Annotated in this window: 18 protein-coding genes; 9 read left to right on the top strand and 9 right to left on the bottom strand. The window is 53.3% G+C overall.

Annotated features, from left to right (window positions below; all coding sequences use genetic code 11):
* The first annotated feature begins 20 nt into the window (after positions 1-20).
* Both MXMO3_RS03480 and MXMO3_RS03485 read left to right on the top strand, forming a co-directional pair.
* Positions 21-992, top strand: coding sequence for an SPFH domain-containing protein (locus tag MXMO3_RS03480; protein ID WP_027835051.1), 972 nt, complete (start codon positions 21-23; stop codon positions 990-992).
* Positions 993-1,445: an NfeD family protein gene (locus MXMO3_RS03485; RefSeq protein ID WP_036221917.1), complete on the top strand. Its 453-nt coding sequence runs from the start codon at positions 993-995 to the stop codon at positions 1,443-1,445. It abuts the gene before it with no gap.
* Here MXMO3_RS03485 and MXMO3_RS03490 read toward each other — a convergent pair whose 3' ends face one another.
* The gene (locus tag MXMO3_RS03490; protein ID WP_117394960.1) at positions 1,446-2,723 is read right to left on the bottom strand and encodes an MFS transporter; all 1,278 of its coding nucleotides are present in this window, start codon (positions 2,721-2,723) and stop codon (positions 1,446-1,448) included. It lies immediately after the preceding gene.
* 113 nt (positions 2,724-2,836) lie between these two features.
* Between MXMO3_RS03490 and MXMO3_RS03495 the strand changes: the two genes are divergently transcribed.
* Complete coding sequence (locus MXMO3_RS03495; RefSeq protein WP_162889118.1) at positions 2,837-3,775, top strand: LysR family transcriptional regulator; 939 nt, start codon at positions 2,837-2,839, stop codon at positions 3,773-3,775.
* Here the strand turns inward: MXMO3_RS03495 and MXMO3_RS03500 are convergent.
* Complete coding sequence (locus MXMO3_RS03500; RefSeq protein ID WP_027835048.1) at positions 3,764-4,621, bottom strand: OmpA/MotB family protein; 858 nt, start codon at positions 4,619-4,621, stop codon at positions 3,764-3,766. The two genes, MXMO3_RS03495 and MXMO3_RS03500, sit on opposite strands and share 12 nt — an antisense overlap.
* A gap of 29 nt (positions 4,622-4,650) precedes the next feature.
* Positions 4,651-5,418 (bottom strand): motility protein A, encoded by a 768-nt coding sequence (locus tag MXMO3_RS03505; RefSeq protein WP_027835047.1) that lies wholly within the window; start codon positions 5,416-5,418, stop codon positions 4,651-4,653.
* 257 nt (positions 5,419-5,675) lie between these two features.
* Here MXMO3_RS03505 and MXMO3_RS03510 point away from each other — a divergent pair, with 257 nt between their 5' ends.
* Positions 5,676-6,899: an outer membrane beta-barrel protein gene (locus MXMO3_RS03510; RefSeq protein WP_117394962.1), complete on the top strand. Its 1,224-nt coding sequence runs from the start codon at positions 5,676-5,678 to the stop codon at positions 6,897-6,899.
* Here MXMO3_RS03510 and galU read toward each other — a convergent pair.
* Complete coding sequence (galU, locus tag MXMO3_RS03515) at positions 6,886-7,794, bottom strand: UTP--glucose-1-phosphate uridylyltransferase GalU (RefSeq protein WP_117394963.1); 909 nt, start codon at positions 7,792-7,794, stop codon at positions 6,886-6,888. The two genes, MXMO3_RS03510 and galU, sit on opposite strands and share 14 nt — an antisense overlap.
* Before the next feature lie 105 nt (positions 7,795-7,899).
* Between galU and galE the strand changes: the two genes are divergently transcribed.
* Genes galE through MXMO3_RS03530 form a run of 3 tightly spaced genes read left to right on the top strand, consistent with a single transcriptional unit; the run spans position 7,900 to position 11,346 of the window.
* Complete coding sequence (galE, locus tag MXMO3_RS03520) at positions 7,900-8,901, top strand: UDP-glucose 4-epimerase GalE (protein ID WP_027835044.1); 1,002 nt, start codon at positions 7,900-7,902, stop codon at positions 8,899-8,901.
* Positions 8,902-8,941: 40 nt separating this feature from the next.
* A complete protein-coding gene (locus MXMO3_RS03525; protein ID WP_117394964.1) occupies positions 8,942-10,144 on the top strand; it encodes a lytic murein transglycosylase in 1,203 nt (400 codons plus the stop codon).
* 29 nt (positions 10,145-10,173) lie between these two features.
* Positions 10,174-11,346, top strand: coding sequence for an SGNH/GDSL hydrolase family protein (locus MXMO3_RS03530; protein WP_162889119.1), 1,173 nt, complete (start codon positions 10,174-10,176; stop codon positions 11,344-11,346).
* A 9-nt stretch (positions 11,347-11,355) separates the two neighbouring features.
* On the opposite strand, the gene MXMO3_RS03535 is transcribed toward MXMO3_RS03530, so the two are convergent.
* The 3 genes from MXMO3_RS03535 to MXMO3_RS03545 all read right to left on the bottom strand — a co-directional run bounded on the left by MXMO3_RS03535 (position 11,356) and on the right by MXMO3_RS03545 (position 18,430).
* A complete protein-coding gene (locus tag MXMO3_RS03535) occupies positions 11,356-12,783 on the bottom strand; it encodes a glutamate synthase subunit beta (RefSeq protein WP_117394966.1) in 1,428 nt (475 codons plus the stop codon).
* Between the two features lie 14 nt (positions 12,784-12,797).
* Positions 12,798-17,510 (bottom strand): glutamate synthase large subunit, encoded by a 4,713-nt coding sequence (gene gltB, locus MXMO3_RS03540; RefSeq protein ID WP_117394967.1) that lies wholly within the window; start codon positions 17,508-17,510, stop codon positions 12,798-12,800.
* A gap of 452 nt (positions 17,511-17,962) precedes the next feature.
* On the bottom strand, positions 17,963-18,430 hold the full coding sequence (locus MXMO3_RS03545) for an Hsp20 family protein (RefSeq protein WP_027835042.1): 468 nt from the start codon (positions 18,428-18,430) through the stop codon (positions 17,963-17,965).
* 447 nt (positions 18,431-18,877) lie between these two features.
* Here MXMO3_RS03545 and MXMO3_RS03550 point away from each other — a divergent pair, with 447 nt between their 5' ends.
* The gene (locus tag MXMO3_RS03550; protein WP_117394968.1) at positions 18,878-19,852 is read left to right on the top strand and encodes an alpha/beta fold hydrolase; all 975 of its coding nucleotides are present in this window, start codon (positions 18,878-18,880) and stop codon (positions 19,850-19,852) included.
* A complete protein-coding gene (locus tag MXMO3_RS03555) occupies positions 19,849-20,400 on the top strand; it encodes a putative glycolipid-binding domain-containing protein (RefSeq protein WP_117394969.1) in 552 nt (183 codons plus the stop codon). Before MXMO3_RS03550 ends, MXMO3_RS03555 begins: the two co-directional genes overlap by 4 nt.
* Here the strand turns inward: MXMO3_RS03555 and hisN are convergent.
* Together hisN and MXMO3_RS03565 are read right to left on the bottom strand one after the other, a co-directional pair.
* Positions 20,397-21,218, bottom strand: a complete 822-nt coding sequence (hisN, locus tag MXMO3_RS03560) for a histidinol-phosphatase (RefSeq protein ID WP_205468070.1) — start codon at positions 21,216-21,218, stop codon at positions 20,397-20,399. The two genes, MXMO3_RS03555 and hisN, sit on opposite strands and share 4 nt — an antisense overlap.
* Positions 21,219-21,504: 286 nt before the next feature.
* The gene (locus MXMO3_RS03565) at positions 21,505-22,326 is read right to left on the bottom strand and encodes an N-formylglutamate amidohydrolase (RefSeq protein WP_051213690.1); all 822 of its coding nucleotides are present in this window, start codon (positions 22,324-22,326) and stop codon (positions 21,505-21,507) included.
* Between the last annotated feature and the right edge of the window lie 246 nt (positions 22,327-22,572).

Here is a 22,572-nt window from a genome sequence, read left to right on the forward strand (position 1 = left end):
ATTGCGTGAGGGAAAGCGTTATGGACGGGTTTTCAATAGCCATTATTGCGGCGGTCGTGCTGATCATTCTGGTGCTGGTCGCCGGGGTGAAAACGGTGCCGCAGGGATATAATTATACGGTGGAGCGCTTTGGGCGCTATACCCGCACATTGACGCCGGGCCTCAATATCATTGTGCCCTTTGTTGATGCCATCGGCCGCAAAATGAACATGATGGAACGCGTGCTTGATGTGCCCTCGCAAGAGGTGATCACCCGCGACAACGCCACGGTGAAGGTCAATGGCGTGAACTTTTTCCAAGTGATGGATGCGGCAGCGGCCAGTTATGAGGTCAACCAGCTCGAAGTGGCGATCCTCAACCTCACCATGACCAATATCCGGACCGTGATGGGCTCGATGGATTTGGACGAATTGCTGTCCAACCGTGATGAAATCAATGCGCGGTTGCTGCATGTGGTGGATCAAGCGGTGTCGCCTTGGGGGGTGAAAACCACCCGGATTGAGATAAAGGATATAGATCCTCCGGCTGATCTGGTGGAAAGCATGGGCCGTCAAATGAAGGCCGAGCGGGAAAAACGCGCCACCATTTTGGAAAGTGAAGGCCGCCGTCAAAGCGCGATTTTGGAAGCCGAGGGCGAAAAGCAATCGCAAGTGCTTGAAGCTGAGGGCCGCAAGGAAGCCGCGTTCCGTGATGCGGAAGCGCGGGAACGGGCAGCAGAGGCGGAAGCCAAGGCCACGCAGATGGTGTCGGAAGCCATCGCAGCTGGCGATGTGCAAGCAGTGAACTATTTTGTGGCCAACAACTATATCAAAGCCTTGGAAGGCATTGCCAAATCACCAAACCAGAAAGTGTTGATGATGCCGCTTGAAGCAGCAAATCTGATCGGTGCGATTGGTGGTGTTGCAGAAATTGCGAAAGAAGCATTTGGCGAAGGTTCGTCCCAGCGCCGCACATCAGGCCGTGTGCCGGATAGCGGCAAGAAGGAGGGCTAGATGGAATTGATCAATTGGTTCACTGATCTGGGCCCTTGGGCCTGGATTATTGGCGGCTTTTTGCTGTTGGGCGTCGAGCTGATGGCACCCGGTGGCGTGATTGTTTGGTTTGGTCTCGCCGCGATTGCGGTGGGCATTCAAGCCTTTACCGGTTTTTTAAACTGGCAGTTTCAATGGCTGTTATTCGGTGTGCTCTCCGTCGCCGGGGTAGCGCTTTGGACGCTCTATTTCAAAGGCGGTGGTGGCAAATCAGATCACCCTTTTCTCAACAAGCGTGGCGCCAAATTTATCGGTGACACTTATACGCTTGATGAGCCAATTGTGAACGGCAAAGGCCGCATGAAGGTTGGCGAAAGCTGGTGGCGTGTGGAAGGGCCGGACATGCCGGCCCAAACCCGCGTTAAAGTGATTGCCACCAGCGGTGCGGTGTTGAACGTTGAGCCGTTGGAATAGCTAAATCATTGTCGCCTTTGCAGCGGTGTGACGTCGCTGATATTTGAGATAGGCGACAATCACCATCACCCCAAGCGCGACGACTTGGCCCACGCCGATGATGGCGAGGGCATGCCAGGGGCTGAGGCTGGTGGCAAACCATGTGGCCAGCCCGAGCGCTACAATCTTCATGGCGATCATTATGGTTTGGAGAAATGCGAGAACGCGCGCCATATATTGGGCGGGGACTTCATCCATCAGCCATGAGTTGCGGGCGATGCGCACGGTGGAGTTGCCCCACCCCGCCACAAAGGCAAACCAAATAATGGTCAACATGCTCGGCCAGATGATTTGGCTGAGATACCACAGCGTAAATGCACTCATTGACATCAACATCAAAGCGAAGGGGCTGAAACGTGCTGTGACCCGGGCGGAAAGGGCAACGCCGATCGCCCCAAGGGCAAAGCTGATTTCAAACAGGGCAAAGTCCTCCACAGTGCCGTTCAAGGTGTGTGCCAAAAGAACGGGGACGAGAAAGTTTCCTGTTTGCACGCATATATAGGGAGCAAAGCTAACCACACTCAACACGGCCAAACGCGGCCGGGTTTTAAGATATTGCGCGGCGTCTCGCAGGGCGGCGAGCAGCGGTTGGTGCGTGTCTCGGTCAACTGGTGGTGACCCGGGAAGCAGCGCCAGCAAGATGCCTGAGGTGAAAAACAAGCTCATCAGGCCCCACATGATGATCTGTGGCGAGAGGTGGGTGATAATCATGGCCATGCTGGCCCCCACCACCAGATTACCCGCTTGGTTTTGGAGTTCAAAAATTGTGTTGATGGTGCGGAATTTGCTGCGATCAAGCAGGCTTTGGGCGTAAGCCACTCGGGCGCTTTGATCAAATGTCACCACAAAATTGACGAGCGTCAGCGTGCATATGAAGGCCCAGGGCAGGGTCAATTCATGGTGGCTGAGGGCTGCGGATATGACCAACCCAAGCGCGGCAACGAGCCGAATGCCGACGAAACTTGTTTTGCGGTTGTGCCGATCCATCCATGCGCCGATCAGCGGGCCGGAAAAGAAAATCAAAATATTGATGAGAAAGGAGGCGGTGCCCAACAAAGGTGTACCGCCGGGCATCTGCACAATAAGCCAAGGCACGCCTACCAGCATGAAGCCTTGGGCCAATGACGTGATCAGTGTGCCAACCACAAGCAACACCATTTGTGGCTTGGCAAATTGAGGGCTGGAATTAGACAGTACTGCGGTGGGCGGACTTTTTGATATTTGCGACGCGGGTGACATAAAAATCTCCTTTATCGCGGTCTATTCATGATTTAAGTGCCAGACAATTGGGCCGAATTGCACTATATTCGTTCTGTTATGGAATGAATGAAGTTGGTTGGCGGCGGATTGCGATGACGAGAAGAACAGATCAATTGCATCAAATGCGGGTGTTTTCCGCGGTGGCGCAGGAAGGCAACTTCGCCAAAGCAGCCATTGTGATGAATTTGCCGGCCTCCTCGGTGAGCAAAACCATCGGCCAGTTGGAAGCGCGGTTGGGCGCTGTTTTGTTTCGGCGGACAACGCGACATATGGTGCTGACGGATGAGGGGCAAAACTATTTGCGCATGGTGCGCCGCGTTCTGCAGGAAATTGATGTTACCGAAGACCGTCTGCGCACGGGCGACGAAGTGCGGGGCACGTTGCACGTCACCATGCCTGTTGCTTTCAGTGAGCGGTTTTTGAGCGCGCAGTTGCCCGCCTTTTGCAAGAAATATCCGGACTTAATGATCGATTTTGACACGGATCGACGCTATTTGGATTTGGTCAGCCACAATATTGATGTAGCGGTGCGCACCCTTTCGCCGGGCCAAGATTCTCCATTTATGGCGCAAGAATTGGTGCCGCATGTAAATTTTTTGGTGGCGTCGCCGGACTATTTGGCGGCAGCGGGCACCCCGCGACGGTTTGAGGATTTGGCGCGACATCGGCTGATCTATTTTGACTGGCCGCGCAAATTGGACAAGTGGCAAATGATGTTGGGAAATAAAACCGTGCAGGTGGAAAGCCAGGCTGTGTTTCGCACCAATAGCTATAAGACCCTGAATGAGTGCGCGCTGCAGGGTGTGGGCATTGCCAACCTGCCAGCTGATTACGCGATCACGCATTTGCGCAGCGGCGCGCTGGTGCACATTTTGCCGGAGCTCAAAGAAAATCGAGGGCGGCGCGTAGCCCTTTACCACCAGCGGCGCAGCGAGTCAGCGAAAACGGACGCGTTTTTGCGGTTTTTGGAAGAAGCAACCGATACGCACCGGGCGGCAGTCGTCGCCTATCTCAATGATTTAGGGGCGTAGCTCGATTGGTACCGGCGGCTCTTCCTTCATCAGCAGGATCGAGATGCGCTGATTGGCAGAAAGATAGGGATCGTTTGGAAAGAGTGGTTTGCTCTCGCCTTTGCCGACAACAGCGTGGAACCGTTCGGACGGCATGCCAAACTCTTCCATCACCCGCCGCACAATATTGGCCCGGTCGGTCGACAAATCCCATTTGCCATAGGTTTGGGTTTGATAAACACCGCCTGATGCCACATGGCCCGTGACCTTGATTTGGTTGGGCAGGCTTTTCAGAATTGGTGTCATCACTTCGATGGCTTTACGGGTGACTTCGTATGGATATTTCGAGCCTTCAGGGAACATGGCGCGGCCTTCTTGGTCCACAATTTGGATGTGCAAACCTTCTTCGGTTTCTTCAATCAACAAATTGTCCGCGACAAAGGTGATCTCAGGCAGTTCCTGCCACGCCTGACGTAAGGTGGTAGTGGCCAACGCGAACTGCCGTGGTTTTTCCACTTCAGAGCGTTCAATATCATGGGTGTTGGCTTCCGGGCCCTGCTTTGAGCGATCGTCATGCTTTTCGTTCTGGAACTCAGTCTGTGTGACTTCGTCGTCCAGGGTCAGCGTTTTCACATAGTCGCGTTGCGGATTGCCATCGCGCTCAATGATGCCAGCGCGTTGCTCAACTTTGATCACGCCGAATGCGTCTTTCAGTGAGCCAGCAACAACCTGCAATTTCAATTCATCCTGAATGGAGAATGAAATGATCAAAACAAAGAAACACACCAGAATAGACATAAGGTCCGCAAATGTGACCAACCACTCTGGTACTTCGCCTCCGGCTGCTGCTTTTTTGCTTCTGGCCATTCTATTGTCCTAATACTCGATATTGCGCCTTAGGCGGCATCTTCAAGATGATCGCGCTGCGTTTCAGGCAGATAGGCGGTCAACATTTGTGTGATTAGGGCGGGGCTTTTGCCATCGCGAATCGACATGATGCCATCGATGATCAAGGTTTGGTTGATCTCTTCCATTTCCAATTTGGACAGGAGTTTGTCGGAGACGGGCAAGCACACCAAGTTGGCCAATACTGCGCCATACATTGTGGTCAACAATGCGACCGCCATGGCTGGGCCTATGGCTGATGGGTCTTCCATGTTTGCCAACATTTGAACAAGACCGACCAACGTGCCGATCATGCCAAAGGCGGGGGCCGCATCGCCCAGGCTTTTAAACACGCGTTGGCCTTCTGACAGGCGACTGATGTAATGATCGCGCTCGAGCTCCATCGCCTCGCGGATGAAAACAGCGTCGTAGCCATCGGCAATATATTGTGCGCCTTTGCGCAAATTGGGCTCATCCACCTCAACATTTTCCAGCCCCAGTGGGCCGGACCGCCGAACAATATCGCCCATTTCGGCAATTTTCTCGATCAGTTCACGCGGATCGACTTTCTTGTGGGTGAAGGCGACTTTGCCCCCGGTTGCAAATGCACTGATGACACCCGCAATCGGAAAGCGAATAAGAGTTGCGGCGAGACCACCGCCCAAAACGATCAAAATGGAGGGTGGATCGACAAATTGTCCAAACGAGCCCCCCATAAAAATGGCCAGTCCAATAAACGCGGCACCGGCAATCATGCCAAGTATTGTGGCTAAATCCATGCGACCCTACTCCTTACTGCAACCCCGAACGGGCGCTAGGTCAATCTGGTGCCAGTCTAACCCGTTAAGGCTAATCAGCTGTTAATGGCGAGATATATGAGCGTAAAATTTACGTGATGAAAATTGTGCTTAAAAGTGAAGTACTTGCGGTCAATTTTTGGGGTGAATAGTTGGATCTCTTCAACGCTTCATTAACCATAAAACGTCATGATTGATGCAGTTATTTTTCCGAACCTTGAGTGAAGTTGATCTGCCACATGCTGCCGTCCCCAAGCATTAAACTGCCTCTTTACGGTGCCATGAAAGGCACCCCCTCAGCGTTGGTTGTTGGCTGCTGTATGGTGGGCACTTTTGTGTTTTATTCGGCGGCGCCCGCTTCAGCCCAGGATTTACTTTATCCCTTTGATCTTTCGACCAGTTTGAGCCTGCGCGGTGGTTATGAGATGAAAGATGGCGAAGGCCAGAACTTTTTTGAAGCGATCCCTTCGATCAGTGCCACGCGCGCAGATGAAGACTGGACCTTATCGGGCAGTGCGTCGGCGACCATCGACAAATATCAAGCAGAGAATGGCGGGGTGCGTGGCGTTAATTTGGATGGTGCTGTTGAGTATCAATTGAGCCGACAAACCAGTTTTGATGCTGCTGTGTCGTACAGTCTTGATTTGCCGCGGCTTAACAATGACGACTTGCCTGACGACGTGGCCGAGGCGCCGTTGAGCCAAGATTTTGGCGCGCGGGCAACGCTGGCCCATCAATTCAACAAAACGGCGCTGGAAGGTCGGGTCGGGATTGCGCGTTCGCAGACGGGACCTACTAAGCTGGATGATGACAGCCTGGTCGACAACTCAGATCAGAACAGCTGGGCGTTTTCTGCTGGCGGACGGGCAAGCCGCGAGATCACCCCCATAGTGAGCGTCTTTTACGATGGCGAGGTCAGCCGTTCAATTTACGACCAAGCCTCGGCCGTGCTTTCCGCCAAGCGTGACGGGTGGACCTTTGACAATCGCATTGGTGTTTCCGCGGCCTTCAAGGACCGGTTGAGCGGTGAAATTTCGGTGGGACAATTGCGCCGCACTTATGATGACGCCAGTTTAGACAATGTTTTGACCACCTCTTATGGCGCAGCCATCACCTATCAATTGGGCAATAGCGCGTCACTTGAGGTAAATGCGGGAACCGCGCTTAGCCCGGCGACCATTCCCGGGGAGCCGATAAAAATTACAGACAATTTGTCGATTGGGTTCAGCCAGCAGATTAATGATCGGGTTGGCTATAGCCTGTCGACTGAGTTCGGACGCGAGCATTATCAAGGCAGCGACCGCACGGCGGGCCAATTTGGAATTGGCTTGGAAGCGACCTATTTGATCAATAGTTATGCAACTGCCTATGCTGGTTACAGCTATGAAGTGAGCGAAGATAGCGTTGATGGCGGCAGCCGGACCAACGCCATCGAGGCGGGTCTTCGGTTTACGCGTCCTTGATGAGACCTTTGAGGCCCTCGTAGTCGATGGCCTGTAATTCGCGTTGAAAACCTTCGGCAATGTCCGGCCGGTCCAAAGCAAACACCACATTGGCGGTGAGAAAGCCGATCTTTGACCCACAGTCAAAGCTTTGGCCTTTATATTTTACGCCGGTGAATTTTTGCTTTTCCATCAAAGTGCCCATGGCGTCCGTGATTTGAATTTCACCGCCTGCACCTTTGGATTGATTGGCGATCAGGTCAAAGATTTCGGGTTGCAGGATATAGCGGCCAGAGATGATCAGGTTAGATGGCGCATCTTCCTTCGCGGGTTTTTCCACCATTTGCGTGATGTCGAAACCTTCATCCGGTCCGTCGCCGCGCCCCACAATGCCATATGAGCTGACTTCTTCGGGGTCGATTTCTTCCACAGCGATGACGTTGCCGCCATTCTCATTATAGCTGTTCATCATTTGGCTGAGGACACCCGGTTCGGCCCGCATCAACATATCTGGCAGCAGCAAGGCGAAGGGCTCATTGCCCACAATGTCGCGTGCGCACCACACCGCATGGCCAAGGCCGAGCGGCTCTTGCTGTCGGGTGAAGCTGGTTTGTCCGGGCTTTGGCAAGCCTTCGTCCAGCATTTTCAGCATGTCGTGTTTTTTGCGCTGGTGCAGGGTGATCTCCAATTCGACCTGCTTGTCGAAATGGTCTTCAATCACGCCCTTATTGCGGCCTGTGACAAACACGAAATGCTCGATCCCGGCTTCGCGTGCCTCGTCGACGGCATATTGGATCAATGGCTTATCCACCACCGGCAACATTTCTTTCGGCATGGCTTTGGTGGCGGGCAGAAAACGTGTGCCCAAGCCAGCAACAGGAAACACTGCGGTACGTACTTTTTTTGCCAATTTTATCCCCTATCGTCTTTATTTACACGCAAAAATAGGTGCGTCTAAAGCTATTCGCAACCCTTTGCCAGTTAGATGGCAACAGATTAGAATTCAGTTAAGGGGCAAAAAATGAGCGTTTTGGTCACGGGTGGTGCCGGTTATATCGGCGGCCACATGGTGCTTCATTTGGTGGATGAAGGCGAAAAAGTGGTGGTTTTGGACAATCTGATCACAGGTTTTCAATGGGCCATTGACGACCGCGCCATGTTCGTTGAAGGCCATGCGGGCGACACGGAATTGGTGGAAGAGTTGATCAAAACTCACAACATCAAATCGATTCTTCACTTTGCCGGATCAATTGTGGTGCCCGAATCGGTGGAAAATCCGCTGAAATATTATCAAAACAACACCGCGACCACGCGCAATCTGATTGATGCAGCTGTGCGGGGGGGCGTTGAACATTTCATCTTCTCATCAACAGCAGCTGTTTATGGCATGACCGGCAACGAGCCGGTGTTTGAAGATGCGCAGCTGAACCCGATGTCTCCTTATGGCCGGTCCAAGCTGATGAGTGAAATGATGTTGCAAGATGTTGCTTCGGCGCATCCTCTGCGCTTCGGCGTGTTGCGCTATTTCAATGTGGCAGGGGCCGATCCGAAAGGACGGTTGGGCCAATCCACCCCGCGCGCGACGCATTTGATCAAGGTGGCTTGCCAGGCCGCACTTGGCCAACGCGATGAAATGCAAATTTTCGGCACCGATTATGACACGCCCGATGGCACCGCGTTGCGTGACTATATTCATGTGAGTGATCTGGTGGCGGCGCATGGCTTACTGTTAAATTATTTGCGCGATGGCGGCCTTTCGACAACGCTCAACTGTGGTTATGGCCGCGGCTATAGCGTGCGTGAGGTGGTGGATACCGTGAAAAAAGTCACTGGCGTTGATTTCACCGCGCAAGAGACCGAGCGACGTGCCGGCGATCCGGCGGCGGTTGTGGCCGGGGCAGATCGGGTGCGTTCAATGCTAGGGTGGACGCCGCAATATGATGATTTGAATGGCATCGTGAACAATGCCTATGCGTGGGAAAAATATCTTTTGACCCGCAATGACCGCCCGGAAATCGCCTAAATAAAAGAGCATCATTGGTGCGGGTAAACAGGGGATATTCATGTTTTTACGCGCATTGATGATTTTAAGTTTTTTGCTGGTGCCGCAGCTTGGCTTTGCGGCACCGCAGCAAAGTTTTTCCGATTTTATACAAAGTTTTGAACGTCGCGCTGTGGCCGAAGGTGTGTCGCGCGATTTTTATCGACGTGTCACAAAAGGGCTGACACCAGACCCAAAAATCAAAGTCGCGCAGGCCAGCCAGCCGGAATTTGAACGCCCGATCTGGGACTATATCGACAAGCGGGTGAGTGCGGCGAAGATCAAGCAGGGGCAGCAAAAATACCGGGCCAACAAAGCCATATTCGACCGCGTGTCGGCACAATATGGCGTGGATCCGTATGTGCTGGCGGCCATTTGGGGCATTGAAACCAATTACGGCACCATCATGAGCCATGATGTGTATTTTAAGCCTGTGTTGCGGTCGCTGTTTTCGTTGGTGCATCAACGCCGTGGACGGGTTGAGGCCGACGCAAAGGAATTGTTGTTGGTGCTTAAATTGATGCAGGCGGGCAAAATGCCGGTGGATCAAAAAGGCTCTTGGGCCGGGGCCATGGGCCATTTGCAAATCATGCCCACCGCTTACAGCAAACTGGCGGTTGATTTTGACGGTGACGGCAAGATCGATGTGCACAATTCTTTAGCGGACGCGCTGGCCTCGTCGGCACGATGGTTGCTGTCGCTTGGCTATGTGCCGGGTGAGGATTGGGGCATGGAGGTTGAGTTGCCCAACGGCTTTGATTATCGCTTGGCAGGCCGCGACCAATTGCGCACCGTGGGGTTCTTTGCGCAACGCGGCGTGCAGCGGGTGGCTGGACGCCAGTTTGGCGATCTCGATCAGCCTGTGTTCCTTTATGTGCCAGCAGGCAAAAACGGACCCAAATTTTTGATGGGCCGAAATTATTTGGCGTTCAAAGGCTATAATTTTGCCGACTCATATGCTCTTACCGTGGCGCATTTGACTGATCGGTTGAAGGGGGGTGGGCCGTTTGCCAATGATTGGCCGCGCGATGCAACATTTCTCAACCGGCAACAGCGGGTGGCGTTACAGGAAAAACTGAAGCAATTGGGCTATTATCGCGGCGGCGTGGATGGTCGGCTTGGGCCGATCAGCCAGAAGGCTTTGCGGGCTTGGCAGTCAGATGCCGGGCTGGTGGTGGATGGCTTTGCCACCAAACAGGTTTTTGATGTGCTGATGGCGCAATGATGTGCTAAATCAAAATTATGAGCTATAGAATGCGCGCACTTTGGATGGTGGTTTTGTTGGCCTTGGCGTTGCCCATGGCAGCAACAATGGCCCCGCGTCCGGCATTTGCCGAAGAGCGTATTCAAGTGGCGCAGAACAATAGCGGCGAACGACGCACGCTTTTCGATATTTTGTTTGGCCGCAACAAAAAAGAAAAACCAGCGCCACAACCGCAGCGGACTACGCCACAGCGCAGTTCGCCCAGTGTGGTGGCACCCGCCAAGGTTAAAACCATTGAAAAAGCGCCGGATGCAACACGGCTGTTGGTGATCGGGGACGGCCTGTCGATCGATCTGGCCAAAGGCTTGGATCGGTTCTACGCCGAAGACCCGCAGCTCAAGATTTTGGGTGCAGGTGTGGGGTCGTCGGGTTTTGTGCGCGACGATTATTATGATTGGAACGAGGCCATCGAAGAACGGCTTGCCGAAGATGACTTTGACATGGTCGTGGTGGCCATCGGGACCAATGATCGGCAAGTCATTCGCACCGACAAGGGGGTGTTCGACCCGCTGACGGAGGAATGGCGCGCCGCGTATAGAGATCGGCTGGCGCAGTTTTTGTCTCAATTGAAAGCCGCGAACAAGCCGGTTGTTTGGGTTGGCCTGCCGCCCATGCGATCAAACTCTTATAGTTCGGCCATGAGCCAAATCTCGTCCATCCATCGGTTGGTGGCGTTCGAGTTTGGTGTGGAATTTGTCGATATTTATGAGCGGTTTGTGGATGAGGATGGCAACTATACGGCCTATGGCCCAGACCTGAACGGCCAAAATGCGCAAATGCGTAAGGGTGATGGCATTCACCTGACAGCGCGCGGCAATGATAAGCTGGCCTTTTTTGTCGATAAATCGATCAAGACTTTTTATCGCGGCGGCAGTGTGACCATCGCGGTGGCAGACCCATTGGCGAATAGCGACGCGGCCCAATTGCAGCGGCCACCATTTCAGGGCTTGAGCCAAGTGCGGATGTTGGAAGTGGCAGGTATTGTGCGCCCCTTGGGCGAAAAGCCACGGGCTGATGCCGGCGGCTTGGTGGTGAAATCCGCACAATCCACGCCCGCCGTGCGGCTAGAACAATTGATGGAAGCCCCGATTGGGCGCGCAGATGCGTTTGGGGTGGGTGTTGATTTGGCAGCTGAAGACGAATTGCCCCAGCTGCCTCAATAGGCGTTGGACTTAACGCGGCAAATCGGTGCCGCCCATCAAATCCATATCGATTGCGCGGGCGGCTTGACGCCCTTCACGAATGGCCCAAACCACCAAGGATTGGCCGCGACGCATATCACCTGCGGCATACACGCCGTCAACTGATGTGCGATAGGACAGGGTGTCCGCAAAAAGGTTTTTGCGTGGGTCGAGATCAGCCCCCAATTCAGCCAGCAGGCCCTCTTGCAAGGGGTGGGCAAAACCAATGGCCATCAACACCAAATCGGCGCGCAGGATAAACTCGCCATCTTTAATCGGGTTGCGGTTTTCATCCACGCGTGTACATTTCACGCCCGTGACCTGCCCGAGATCATTGCCAATGATTTCAACAGTGGCTGATTGGAATTCGCGGTTTGCGCCTTCCGCCTGCGAAGACGATGTGCGCAGCTTAATGGCCCAGTGTGGCCAAGAGGTGAGCTTGTCTTCGGTTTTTGGCGGCTCGGGGCGAATGTCCAGTTGGGTCACGGAAACCGCACCTTGACGGAACGCAGTGCCCACGCAGTCTGATGCGGTGTCGCCGCCACCAATCACCACAACTTTTTTGCCATTGGCCAGGATTGGCGCTTCGTCGCCGATCTCTTCGCCGCTGACGCGTTTATTCTGTTGCGTGAGGTAGGGCATAGCAAAATGTACGCCGCCCAAATCTTGGCCACCACAGCCTGGATCACGAGGATGCTCTGCACCGCCGGAAAGCAGCACAGCATCGTGGTTCTTTCTGAGGTTGGCGAATGAGCGGGTGACGCCGATGTTTTCATTGTAGTGGAAGATTACGCCTTCGGCTTCCATCTGCTCGACGCGCCAATCAATGTGGTGCTTTTCCATTTTGAAGTCAGGAATGCCATAGCGCAGCAACCCGCCTGCTTTGGCTTCGCGCTCATAAAGATGAACTTCATGCCCTGCGCGCGCCAATTGTTGTGCGGCGGCCATGCCTGCAGGACCAGAGCCAATGATGGCCACTTTTTTGCCTGTCTTTTTCTCGGCGATTTCTGGCTTTAGCCAGCCATTTTTGATGGCGCGGTCGGCGATGGTTTGCTCAATGGTTTTGATGGTGACAGGCGCGTCTTCCAAATTGAGCGTGCATGCCTCTTCACAAGGTGCGGGGCAGATGCGGCCCGTAAACTCCGGGAAATTGTTGGTGGAGTGAAGGTTCTCTGACGCTTCTTCCCAATCGCGCTGATAAACCAAATCGTTCCAATCGGGGATCTGGTTGTTGACCGGGCAGCCCGTATTGCCATGGCAATAAGGAATGCCGCAATCCATGCAGCGTGATGCCTGCCGCACAATCTCGCCCTCGGTGAGGGGGACCGTGAACTCATTGTAATGCCGCACGCGATCTGAGGCTGGCTCATAGCGCGCTTCTTGACGATCGATTTCGAGGAAACCTGTGTGCTTACCCATAGTCTATTCCTCCTTTACGCGCTTTGATTTTGATCTTCAGTGTTCATGCGGGCCTGTTCCATTTCCAAAATGGCGCGGCGATATTCCACCGGCATCACTTTGACGAACTTGCTGCGATAGTCTTCCCAATTGTCCAAAATCAATTTGGCGCGGGAAGAGCCTGTGTAGTGCAGATGGTTTGAGATCAGCTGATAGAGCCGCTCGTCATCATGCTTGGTCATGTCGCCGGAAATATCCACGCGGCCATGCCATTCAATGTCGCCACCGTGATGATGGTGTTCGCGCATCAGATCTTCTTCTTCCAACACGGGCTCCAGATCGACCATAGCCAAGTTGCAGCGTGAGCGGAATGTTTTGTCTTCGTCCAGCACATAGGCCACGCCACCGGACATGCCTGCCGCAAAGTTTCGGCCTGTATCCCCGATCACGACAACCACGCCGCCAGTCATATATTCACAACCATGGTCACCCAAGCCTTCGACAACGGCGATGGCACCAGAGTTCCGCACCGCAAAGCGCTCGCCTGCAAAACCACGGAAATAGCATTCGCCAGAAATGGCGCCATAAAGCACCGTGTTGCCGACAATGATTGAGCGTTCCGGCACGATATTGGCATTTTCTGGGGGACGCACCACAATGCGGCCGCCTGAAAGGCCTTTGCCCACATAGTCATTTGCTTCGCCTTGCAGATCAAAGCTGATGCCATTGGTGAGGAAGGCGCCAAAGGCTTGTCCTGCGATGCCTTTAAGGTTCACCGCTATGGTGTCCTCTGGCAGGCCCTGCAAGCCATATTTCATGGCGACAGCGCCGGACAACATGGCACCTGCGGACCGGTTTTTCGACTTGATGTCGATGTCAAAGTTCACTGCTTCGCCTTTTTCCAAGGCAGGCTTGGCATTTTTGATCAATTGCTTGTCCAAAATGTCCTCAAGGCCGTGATCCTGCAATTGCGAGTGATAATAGGTATCGCCCTCATGCAGTTCTGGCTTGTAGAGCAGTTTTGACAGATCAATGCCCTGCGCCTTGTCGTGCGGCACGTCTTTACGCTGTTGCAACAGCTCGGTGCGGCCAACCAAATCTTGAATGGTTTTGACGCCCAATTGAGCCATCAATTGGCGCAACTCTTCAGCCACATAGAAGAAGTAGTTCACCACATGCTCTGGCGTGCCCTTAAACCGCTTGCGCAATTCAGGGTCCTGCGTCGCGATGCCCACGGGGCAGGTGTTGAGGTGACACTTACGCATCATCAAGCAGCCTGCGGCAATCAATGGCGCGGTGGCAAAGCCAAACTCATCCGCACCCAAAATGGCACCGATCAGCACGTCGCGGCCGGTCTTAAAGCCGCCATCCACTTGCAACTTCACGCGTGAGCGCAAGCGATTGAGTACCAAGGTCTGGTGGGTTTCGGCCAAGCCGATTTCCCAAGGTGAGCCCGCATGTTTGATGGAGGTAAGCGGCGAAGCGCCGGTGCCGCCATCAAAGCCGGAGATGGTGATGTGATCCGCGTGGGCTTTCGCCACACCTGCGGCCACTGTACCAACGCCGAGCTCAGACACGAGCTTAACCGAAATATCGGCCACGGGGTTCACGTTTTTCAAATCATAGATCAGCTGGGCCAAATCTTCGATTGAGTAAATGTCGTGGTGCGGTGGTGGTGAAATCAAGCCCACACCCGGAGTTGAGTGCCGGGTTTGCGCGATCACAGCGTCCACTTTGTGGCCAGGCAATTGCCCACCTTCGCCGGGCTTTGCGCCCTGCGCCACTTTAATCTGGATCATATCTGAATTGACCAGATAATCGGTGGTCACGCCGAAACGACCTGACGCGACCTGCTTGATGGCGGACCGTTCAGGGTTGCGGCTGCCATCTGGCATGGGGTTATACCGATCAGGCTCTTCGCCGCCTTCACCCGTGTTGGACTTGCCGCCGATCTTGTTCATGGCGATGGCCAACGAGGTGTGGGCTTCGCGCGAAATCGAGCCGAAGGACATGGCGCCTGTTGAAAAGCGCTTCACGATGTCCACAGCGGGTTCAACCTGATCAATGTCGATTGGCTTGCCCGCAGGGGCCAGCTCAAACATCGAGCGAATGGTCAAAAGCTGTTCGGACGCATCGTTCACTGCTGTGGCAAAGGCATCATATTTTGCCTGCGCCGCTTCTGGCGATTTTTCTGCTGTGCGCACAGCGTGTTGCAGATCGGCGATGGTATCTGGTGTCCAAGAGTGCTTTTCGCCGCGAATGCGGTAGGCATATTCGCCGCCCACATCGAGGCTGTTTTTCAACACAGCGTCGTTGCCAAAGGCCAGCACGTGGCGTTCGGCTGTTTCTTGCGCCACTTCTTTCAGGCCAACGCCTTCAATGGAGGTGCCTGTGCCGAAGAAGAACTTTTTGACAAAATCAGTAGAGAGGCCAACCGCGTCAAAAATTTGCGCGCCACAATAGGACTGATAGGTCGAAATGCCCATTTTGGACATGATCTTCAACAGACCTTTGCCGATGGATTTGATGTAGCGGTTGACGCATTCCTGCGCGTCCACTTCCGGTGGGAAATGCCCTTCAGCCTGCATGGCAGAAATGGTTTCAAACGCCAAATATGGGTTGATCGCTTCTGCGCCATAACCAGCCAGCACCGCGAAGTGATGCACTTCACGGGCTTCACCCGTTTCAACCACCAAACCGCATGATGTGCGCAAGCCTTTGCGGATCAAATGATGGTGCACGGCAGCCGTGGCCAGCAGGGCCGGAATGGCAATGCGGTCATGCGAGATCAGTCGATCGGACAGGATGATAATGTTCATGCCCAAGCGCACAGCGCTTTCGGCACGGTCACAAATGGCCTCAAGGGCCACTTCCATCCAGTCGGCGCCTTTTTCGGCGGCGTAAGTGATGTCGATGGTTTCGGTGATGAATTGGTTGTCACCGATGGAGCCGATGGTGCGGACTTTTTCCAGATCCTCATTGGTGAGGATTGGCTGACGCACTTCCAAGCGCTTGCGCTCTGACAGGCCTTCCAGATCGAACAGGTTTGGCCGCGGGCCGATAAAGGAAATCAGGCTCATGACCGATTCTTCACGGATCGGATCAATTGGCGGGTTGGTGACCTGCGCAAAATTTTGCTGGAAGTAGGAATAGAGCAGCTTTGATTTTGACGACAGCGCGGAAATTGGCGTGTCCGTACCCATAGAGCCCACACCTTCTTGCCCGGTTGTCGCCATCGGCGGCAACAGGAATTTGATGTCTTCTTGGGTGTAGCCAAACGCTTGCTGGCGATCCAGCAGGCTATCGAAGGGCTGAACGGGCTGGCGGTCAACGCCCGGCGCGTCTTCCAGCACGATCTGGGTGCGGGAGAGCCATTTTTGATAAGGGTTTTTCTTGGCGAGTTCGGTTTTCACCTCATCGTCAGAAACCATCTTGTTGTTTTCCAGATCAACAAGCAGCATCTTGCCGGGCTGCAAGCGCCATTTTTCAACAATGTCTTCTTCAGGAATGTCCAACACACCTGCCTCTGAGGCGAGGATGATTTGGTTATTTTTGGTGACGCAATAACGCGCAGGGCGCAGGCCGTTGCGGTCCAAGGTGGCGGTAATATAGCGCCCATCGGTCATCACCATGGCGGCAGGGCCATCCCATGGTTCCATCAGCGCGGCGTGATATTCATAAAAGGCGCGGCGCTCATCATCCATCAACGGGTTGCCGGCCCAAGCCTGCGGCACCATCATCATGGCGGCGTGGGGCAGCTTATAGCCACCGCGCACGAGGAATTCGAGGGCGTTGTCAAAACACGCTGTGTCCGACTGGCCTTCATAAGAGATCGGCCAAATCTTGGTGATGTCTTTGCCAAATTTGTCAGACGCGACGGAGGCTTGGCGCGCGGCCATCCAGTTCACGTTGCCGCGGATGGTGTTGATCTCACCATTGTGGGCGACAAAGCGGTAAGGGTGGGCCAGCTTCCAAGATGGGAACGTGTTGGTGGAGAAGCGTTGGTGCACCAGCGCCAAAGCTGATTTGAAATCTTCGTCCACAAGATCAGGATAGAATGGCCCCAACTGCTCGGCCAGGAACATGCCTTTATAGACAAGGGTGCGTGACGAGAATGAGACAACATAAAAGCCGTTGTCGTTATCCGCTTCGGGCAGTTCACGATAAATGGTGTTTGAAATTACCTTACGGGTGATCAGCAATTTGGTTTCAAACTCTTCGTCGCTCAAGCCTTCTGGGCGGGCAACAAAGACTTGTTCGATAATTGGCTGTGTGGCGATTACACCTTCTGACAAGGTGGAATTGTCCATGGGCACTTCACGGGTGCCCAACACTTCAAGGCCCTCAGCGCGGGCGCAATTGATCAGCTTTTCGGCGCATTTTGCTTTCAGCTTTGCATCGTTCGGATAGAACAGCATCGCCACGGCATAATCGCCGGCTTCAGGCAGGTCAAAATCAACGGCCTTGGCCAAAAATTCGTGCGGGATTTGCACCAGCATGCCCGCGCCATCGCCCATCAACGGGTCAGCGCCCACGGCGCCCCGGTGGGTCAAATTGATCAGGATTTTCAGACCTGAGGCCACAATGTCATGGGTCGCGGTGTTGTCGATATTGGCAATCAAGCCCAAGCCGCAAGCATCATGCTCATTCTGGGGGTCGTAAAGCCCCACAGGTTTGGGGCGGCCATTTGCTGTTTTGGCGGAATCTACCCGCACGTCACGCAAAGCTTGGTCATTCTTTTTGGCCATAAGCCCCTCCTAAAGGTCATACTTATCTCGCGCGGGGGCGCGAAATTTGGGTCAGGTTTTTATATGCAGTGCGTTATGAATCGCATTCACAACGCGCCGTTCGCGACAAGCGCAATTTTTCCTAAAATGGGCGATAGCGATCGTTTGTTGATCTTTTTCGCGCCCAATCGAGCCAATATAGGCTCTCCCCCAGAGTGCTATACACTGCTTATGACACAAAAAATATAAGGCTGTTGCACGAATTGCAACTTGCGCCTTTTGGTCACGCGGTATGGACAGTATTGCTGTCCTATTTTTTCGCGGAGATTATTCGATATCGACTAAAGGAGCAAGGGGGGCGATAAAGTTTTTTTATTGCGCCGGTGGCAAGAGGTTGGGGCAAAATAGAAGCGGGGCGCAACATGTTGTGGTTGCGCCCCGACGATCAGTCAATCTGTTGACGAATTGTCAGCTTAGTTTTTCACTTCGCTTTCAATTTTCTTGGTGTTGTTGTCATCGGCAGAACCGATGGCGATTTTGCGCGGCCGCTTGCTTTCTGGCAGTTCGCGCGCCAGATCAATGTGCAGCAAGCCGTTTTCCAAATCAGCGCCACGCACTTCTACATAATCGGCCAGTTTGAACCGACGTTCGAAGGAACGCTCAGCAATGCCGCGATGGAGGAACTCGCGGGCTTGCTCGTCTGTGCTTTGGGATTTTGCGCCCTTAACAATGATCGCGCTTTCTTTGGTCTCGATCACCAAATCCTCACGCGCAAACCCGGCTACAGCCATGGTAATGCGGTAAGTGTCTTCGCCTGTGCGCTCAATATTGTAGGGCGGGAAGGCGTTAGTTTCTTGTGGTGAGAGATCGTCAAGCAGGTTGAATAGGCGATCAAAGCCAACTGTTGAGCGATAGAATGGGGAAAGATCCAATGTGTTCATGACATATTCTCCTTTAGAAGCAATATGAACGGTTCAAGATCCCGATATGGGCATCTTTTCAGTTTCACTTGTCAGCCCCCTAATGGGCCGCTGACATCTATATATTTGGGCGATGATTTTGGGATTTCAAGGGGCAACGCCCCAAAATGCATTTCCAATAATCTACATTTTTTTCAATGCTTTATTTGATGAACCGAAAATGAATGGGGAATTATAAACTGGTTCAGCCAGTGTTTCATATAGTCAGTTTTGTAAGCCGCAAAACAGTCTGATCACGGCTTGCAACAACCTTAATCGGAACATCATCATCCGCCCCCCGCATGATGTTCCACCCCAATAAGCCAGCAATTTTTAAAATTGCTGGCTTTATTGTTTTCGCCTTGCAACAGCCCCCTATTGCTTCCTAAATGGTGGGGCAAGCACTTCCATGTTCGCCAAGGAGAAAAAATGAACGCGCCGAATAAAGTGATGGGGCCAGAGCTGGCCAACATTCCGAGCAATCCCATTCCATCGGGCGCGCGGGCCGGTTTTTTCAAAACCAGAGACAATGTGAAGCTGCGGTATGCGTTGTGGCCCCGATTGGGCAACAAAAATAAGGGCACGATTTGTTTGGTGCAGGGGCGCACGGAATATATCGAGAAATATTTTGAAACGATTTATGATTTTCAGCAGCGGGGATTTTCGGTCGCGACATTTGATTGGCGCGGGCAAGGCGGTTCCGATCGGCTGATTACCAATCCGAAATTGGGTCATGTGGAAGATTTTAATGACTATGTCGCGGATCTTGTCAGCTTTCACGCTGATATTTTGCTGCCCGATTGTCCGCCGCCTTTCTATCTGGTCGGGCATTCGATGGGCGGGCTTGCCTCTTTATTCGCGGCAACCCGTGATCGATTGATGTTTGAACGCGTGTTTTTGAGCGCGCCGATGGTCTCTTTGGACCTGGGAGTCAGCATATCGACCGGTAAGAATTTGGTGCAATTACTGAAGTTTTTCGGGGCGGGGCATGTGCCGATGCAGCCGTGGAAATTTCCGCGGCCCAGCGCCAAAACCTTTCCCGGCAATGAGCTGACTTCAGACCATGGACGCTATATGCGGATGGTAAAGACGCTGGATCACCGACCCGACTTGTTGATCGCAGCGCCCACAGTGGGGTGGACCGCGGCGAGCCTGGTGGCCATGGAAAAGGCCGGCGCGCCTGAATTTGGCCAGAAAGTGAAACTACCCGTGCTGATGCTGGCAGCTGCCAATGATCGGGTGGTCTCGACCTCCGCTATTGAGCATTTGGGCATGAGCATGCGCACAGGCCGTCATGCGGTGTTGCCCAATGCGCGACATGAGATTTTCATGGAGAATGATGGGTTGCGGGCGCAGGCCTTTGCGGCCTTTGATGCCTTTATAACGGAACAGGGGCGAACATGAGCACACATCATCACCAACTGGGTTGGCGCCATCTTGAAGCCGAGGGGTTTGAGCGGGTGCAAGTCAATTTCACCCCAACACTGATTGATGTGGCGGGGCGGGTTATTGGCCACTCACAAGGTGAGGCGTTTGCGCTGGATTATGCCCTTGAGCTGGATGCTGATTGGCAATTGCTGCGTGCAGATTTGCGGCTGCTTGATGGTCACCAGCTTTCCTTGCGCCGTTCAGATGCGGGGCATTGGCTTAATGGGTATGAAGTGCGCGTGCCCGCGCTGGATGGGGCCGTCGATATAGATATATTTGCGACGCCCTTTACCAATAGTTTGCCGATCAACCGCAAAAAACTGGCTGAGGGCGAGGCGACCACAACAGACGTGATCTATATTGCGGATCTTGAGCTTAACCCCATTATGGCGCAGCAAAAATATTTGCGCACCGGGGCCAAAAGCTATGCCTATGAGAGCGTGACAACCGGATATAAAACGCAATTTGAGGTGGATGCACACGGCTATGTGCGCACCTATCCCCATTTGTTTGAGCGGGTTTAGTCTGTCGCCAGCGGTTGCAAATAGGCCAAAGCGGCTTCGTAAATTTCCTTATTGGCTGCAGCGATAACCTGGCCACCATTTGCCGCAGATTTGCCTGACCATGTGGTGACAATGCCGCCCGCCTCTTCAATGAGCGGGATCATGGCCGCGATATCAACATTTTTGAGGCCTTCTTCGACAACAAGCTCGCCGTGACCGGTGGCCAACATGGCATAGCCATAACAATCCAAACCATAGCGGGCCAGTTTAACTTCTGCTTCCAGTCGATCATAAGCGGCGCCCGTTTCGGCGCTTAAAAAGATGCGGGGCGATGTGGTGAACATGCGGGCGTCATCAAGTTGCGTGATTTGGCTGGTTCTAAGCGGTGTTTGCGTTTCGCCGCGCTGAAGTTCGGCGGTTTCGCCCTGAATGGCGATGAAGTTTTCGCCAATATGAGGTTGGCTCATCAAGCCTGCAATTGGTGTGCCTTTATAGGTCAGCGCGATCAGCGTGCCCCACACCGGTAAGCCGGTGATAAAGGCGCGGGTGCCGTCAATCGGGTCAATGACCCAATTAAACGGGCTATCGCTTTGTTGGTCTATCATTTCTTCACCGCTAATCCCGTGATTCGGAAAATAGGCGTTTATGACTGTGCGGATCGCTGCCTCGGCTTGGGTGTCCGCTTCGGTGACCGGATCGAAGCCCTGAAGAAGCTTGTTTTCCACAGCAATGCCTTTGCGGAAAAAGGATGTCGTGATTTTGGCAGCCTCGAACGCAGCTTCCAACATTAGCGCATTGATTTCGCTTGTCTTTATTTCGCTTTTCCAGCCCGGATTCATACGTTTTATCTGCCCTTTATTTGCTGCTGTGCCATAAAAATACAATTGTTAACAAATTGTACACTTTTTGAAACTAACTTAGATTTTGAGACAACTTGCAATTATTAAGACTTTTCTAAATAATCGTAGTTGTATCGATTGCAGTTCGGGGTCGATCAGTTCTCCCCAGTAAGTGCATGATGCATAAGCGGCTCGCCAATTGACAGCTTTGAGCTGCTGACGTTTCCTCCCTTGACTTTGGGCCGCTTTGGCGGCCCCTTTTTCGCGACAGGCTCTGATTTGGGGTTTATTCGGCGGCGAGCTTTTGATCAAGCAATTCGTTCAAATCCAAACGCGCGTAAAGCGCGATCAGCTTTTGCAGGATCGTTTGAATGGCCGCAAAGTTTTCGGATTTTTCCAAAGTAACTTCATTCATATAGAGATGACGGCCAATTTCGATTTGCAGCGCATGGATATTGTTGTGCGGCTGGCCATAGGCTTTGGTGACGAAACCGCCCGCATAAGGGCGGTTGCGGGCCACTTTCAGGCCTGCGGTGGTGAATAAAGTATCCGTCAGTTCCACCAAAATCGGATGGCAGGCGCTGCCGTGGCGGTCGCCCAAAACGATATCAGGGGCATTTGCATTGCCGGATTTATCGAGATTGGGCATGGAGTGACAATCAATCAGCACGCCAACGCCAAATCGATTAAGCGTTTGGGTGAGCAAGGTTTGCAACGTGTTGTGGTAGGGCTTGTAAATGCCCTCAATGCGCATCATCGCATCATCATGGCTTAGCTTTTCACGATAGATGGGTTTGCGCTCTGCCACGATTTTCGCGATTGTGCCCAGGCCAGCGGCAACGCGTGGGGATGCCGTGTTGTAATTGGGCGCCAATGGCTCGTGAAACATTTTGGGGTCAAGCTCATAGGGCTCACGGTTCACGTCCAAATAGGCGCGCGGGAAGTGCGCACGCAACATCAGGGCGCCCATATGGGGTGCGCGTTCAAACAATTCATCGACATAGGCGTCTTCAGATTGGCGGATAGACAAATTATCCAGCCGCGTCATGTCCAAAAAACGTTGCGGATAGTCGCGTCCTGAATGGGCCGAGTTAAACACAAACGGCATGCGCTGCAGGCGCGGACGAATGGTTTCAAATGCAGGCCGATCGGCAAAATCTGAGTTCAAACCATTCTCCTGTGAGCTTTGGCGTGATTTGTTGGTGGCAGCACTTTGTCAGTTTGCCCAAAATGTAACCAAAGGTCCAGTGCAACATGGTGTTTCGTGAAACAATATAATCGTATCAAATTGTAATTACACACTTGATAGGCGCCGGAAATCCGGGCAAAATCGCGAATCAGTGCAATCGGGTTA

Origin of the sequence: Maritalea myrionectae (assembly GCF_003433515.1) — a bacterium.
GTDB classification, from domain to species: domain Bacteria; phylum Pseudomonadota; class Alphaproteobacteria; order Rhizobiales; family Devosiaceae; genus Maritalea; species Maritalea myrionectae.

Excerpts from the sequence above, each read along its gene's own strand:
- MXMO3_RS03480 (WP_027835051.1), top strand. The coding sequence starts at position 21 with ATGGACGGGTTTTCAATAGCCATTATTGCGGCGGTCGTGCTGATCATT.
- MXMO3_RS03485 (WP_036221917.1), top strand. The coding sequence starts at position 993 with ATGGAATTGATCAATTGGTTCACTGATCTGGGCCCTTGGGCCTGGATT.
- MXMO3_RS03490 (WP_117394960.1), bottom strand. The coding sequence starts at position 2,723 with ATGTCACCCGCGTCGCAAATATCAAAAAGTCCGCCCACCGCAGTACTG.
- MXMO3_RS03495 (WP_162889118.1), top strand. The coding sequence starts at position 2,837 with ATGACGAGAAGAACAGATCAATTGCATCAAATGCGGGTGTTTTCCGCG.
- MXMO3_RS03500 (WP_027835048.1), bottom strand. The coding sequence starts at position 4,621 with ATGGCCAGAAGCAAAAAAGCAGCAGCCGGAGGCGAAGTACCAGAGTGG.
- MXMO3_RS03505 (WP_027835047.1), bottom strand. The coding sequence starts at position 5,418 with ATGGATTTAGCCACAATACTTGGCATGATTGCCGGTGCCGCGTTTATT.
- MXMO3_RS03510 (WP_117394962.1), top strand. The coding sequence starts at position 5,676 with ATGCTGCCGTCCCCAAGCATTAAACTGCCTCTTTACGGTGCCATGAAA.
- galE (WP_027835044.1), top strand. The coding sequence starts at position 7,900 with ATGAGCGTTTTGGTCACGGGTGGTGCCGGTTATATCGGCGGCCACATG.
- MXMO3_RS03525 (WP_117394964.1), top strand. The coding sequence starts at position 8,942 with ATGTTTTTACGCGCATTGATGATTTTAAGTTTTTTGCTGGTGCCGCAG.
- MXMO3_RS03530 (WP_162889119.1), top strand. The coding sequence starts at position 10,174 with ATGCGCGCACTTTGGATGGTGGTTTTGTTGGCCTTGGCGTTGCCCATG.
- MXMO3_RS03535 (WP_117394966.1), bottom strand. The coding sequence starts at position 12,783 with ATGGGTAAGCACACAGGTTTCCTCGAAATCGATCGTCAAGAAGCGCGC.
- gltB (WP_117394967.1), bottom strand. The coding sequence starts at position 17,510 with ATGGCCAAAAAGAATGACCAAGCTTTGCGTGACGTGCGGGTAGATTCC.
- MXMO3_RS03545 (WP_027835042.1), bottom strand. The coding sequence starts at position 18,430 with ATGAACACATTGGATCTTTCCCCATTCTATCGCTCAACAGTTGGCTTT.
- MXMO3_RS03550 (WP_117394968.1), top strand. The coding sequence starts at position 18,878 with ATGAACGCGCCGAATAAAGTGATGGGGCCAGAGCTGGCCAACATTCCG.
- MXMO3_RS03555 (WP_117394969.1), top strand. The coding sequence starts at position 19,849 with ATGAGCACACATCATCACCAACTGGGTTGGCGCCATCTTGAAGCCGAG.
- hisN (WP_205468070.1), bottom strand. The coding sequence starts at position 21,218 with ATGAATCCGGGCTGGAAAAGCGAAATAAAGACAAGCGAAATCAATGCG.
- MXMO3_RS03565 (WP_051213690.1), bottom strand. The coding sequence starts at position 22,326 with ATGCCGTTTGTGTTTAACTCGGCCCATTCAGGACGCGACTATCCGCAA.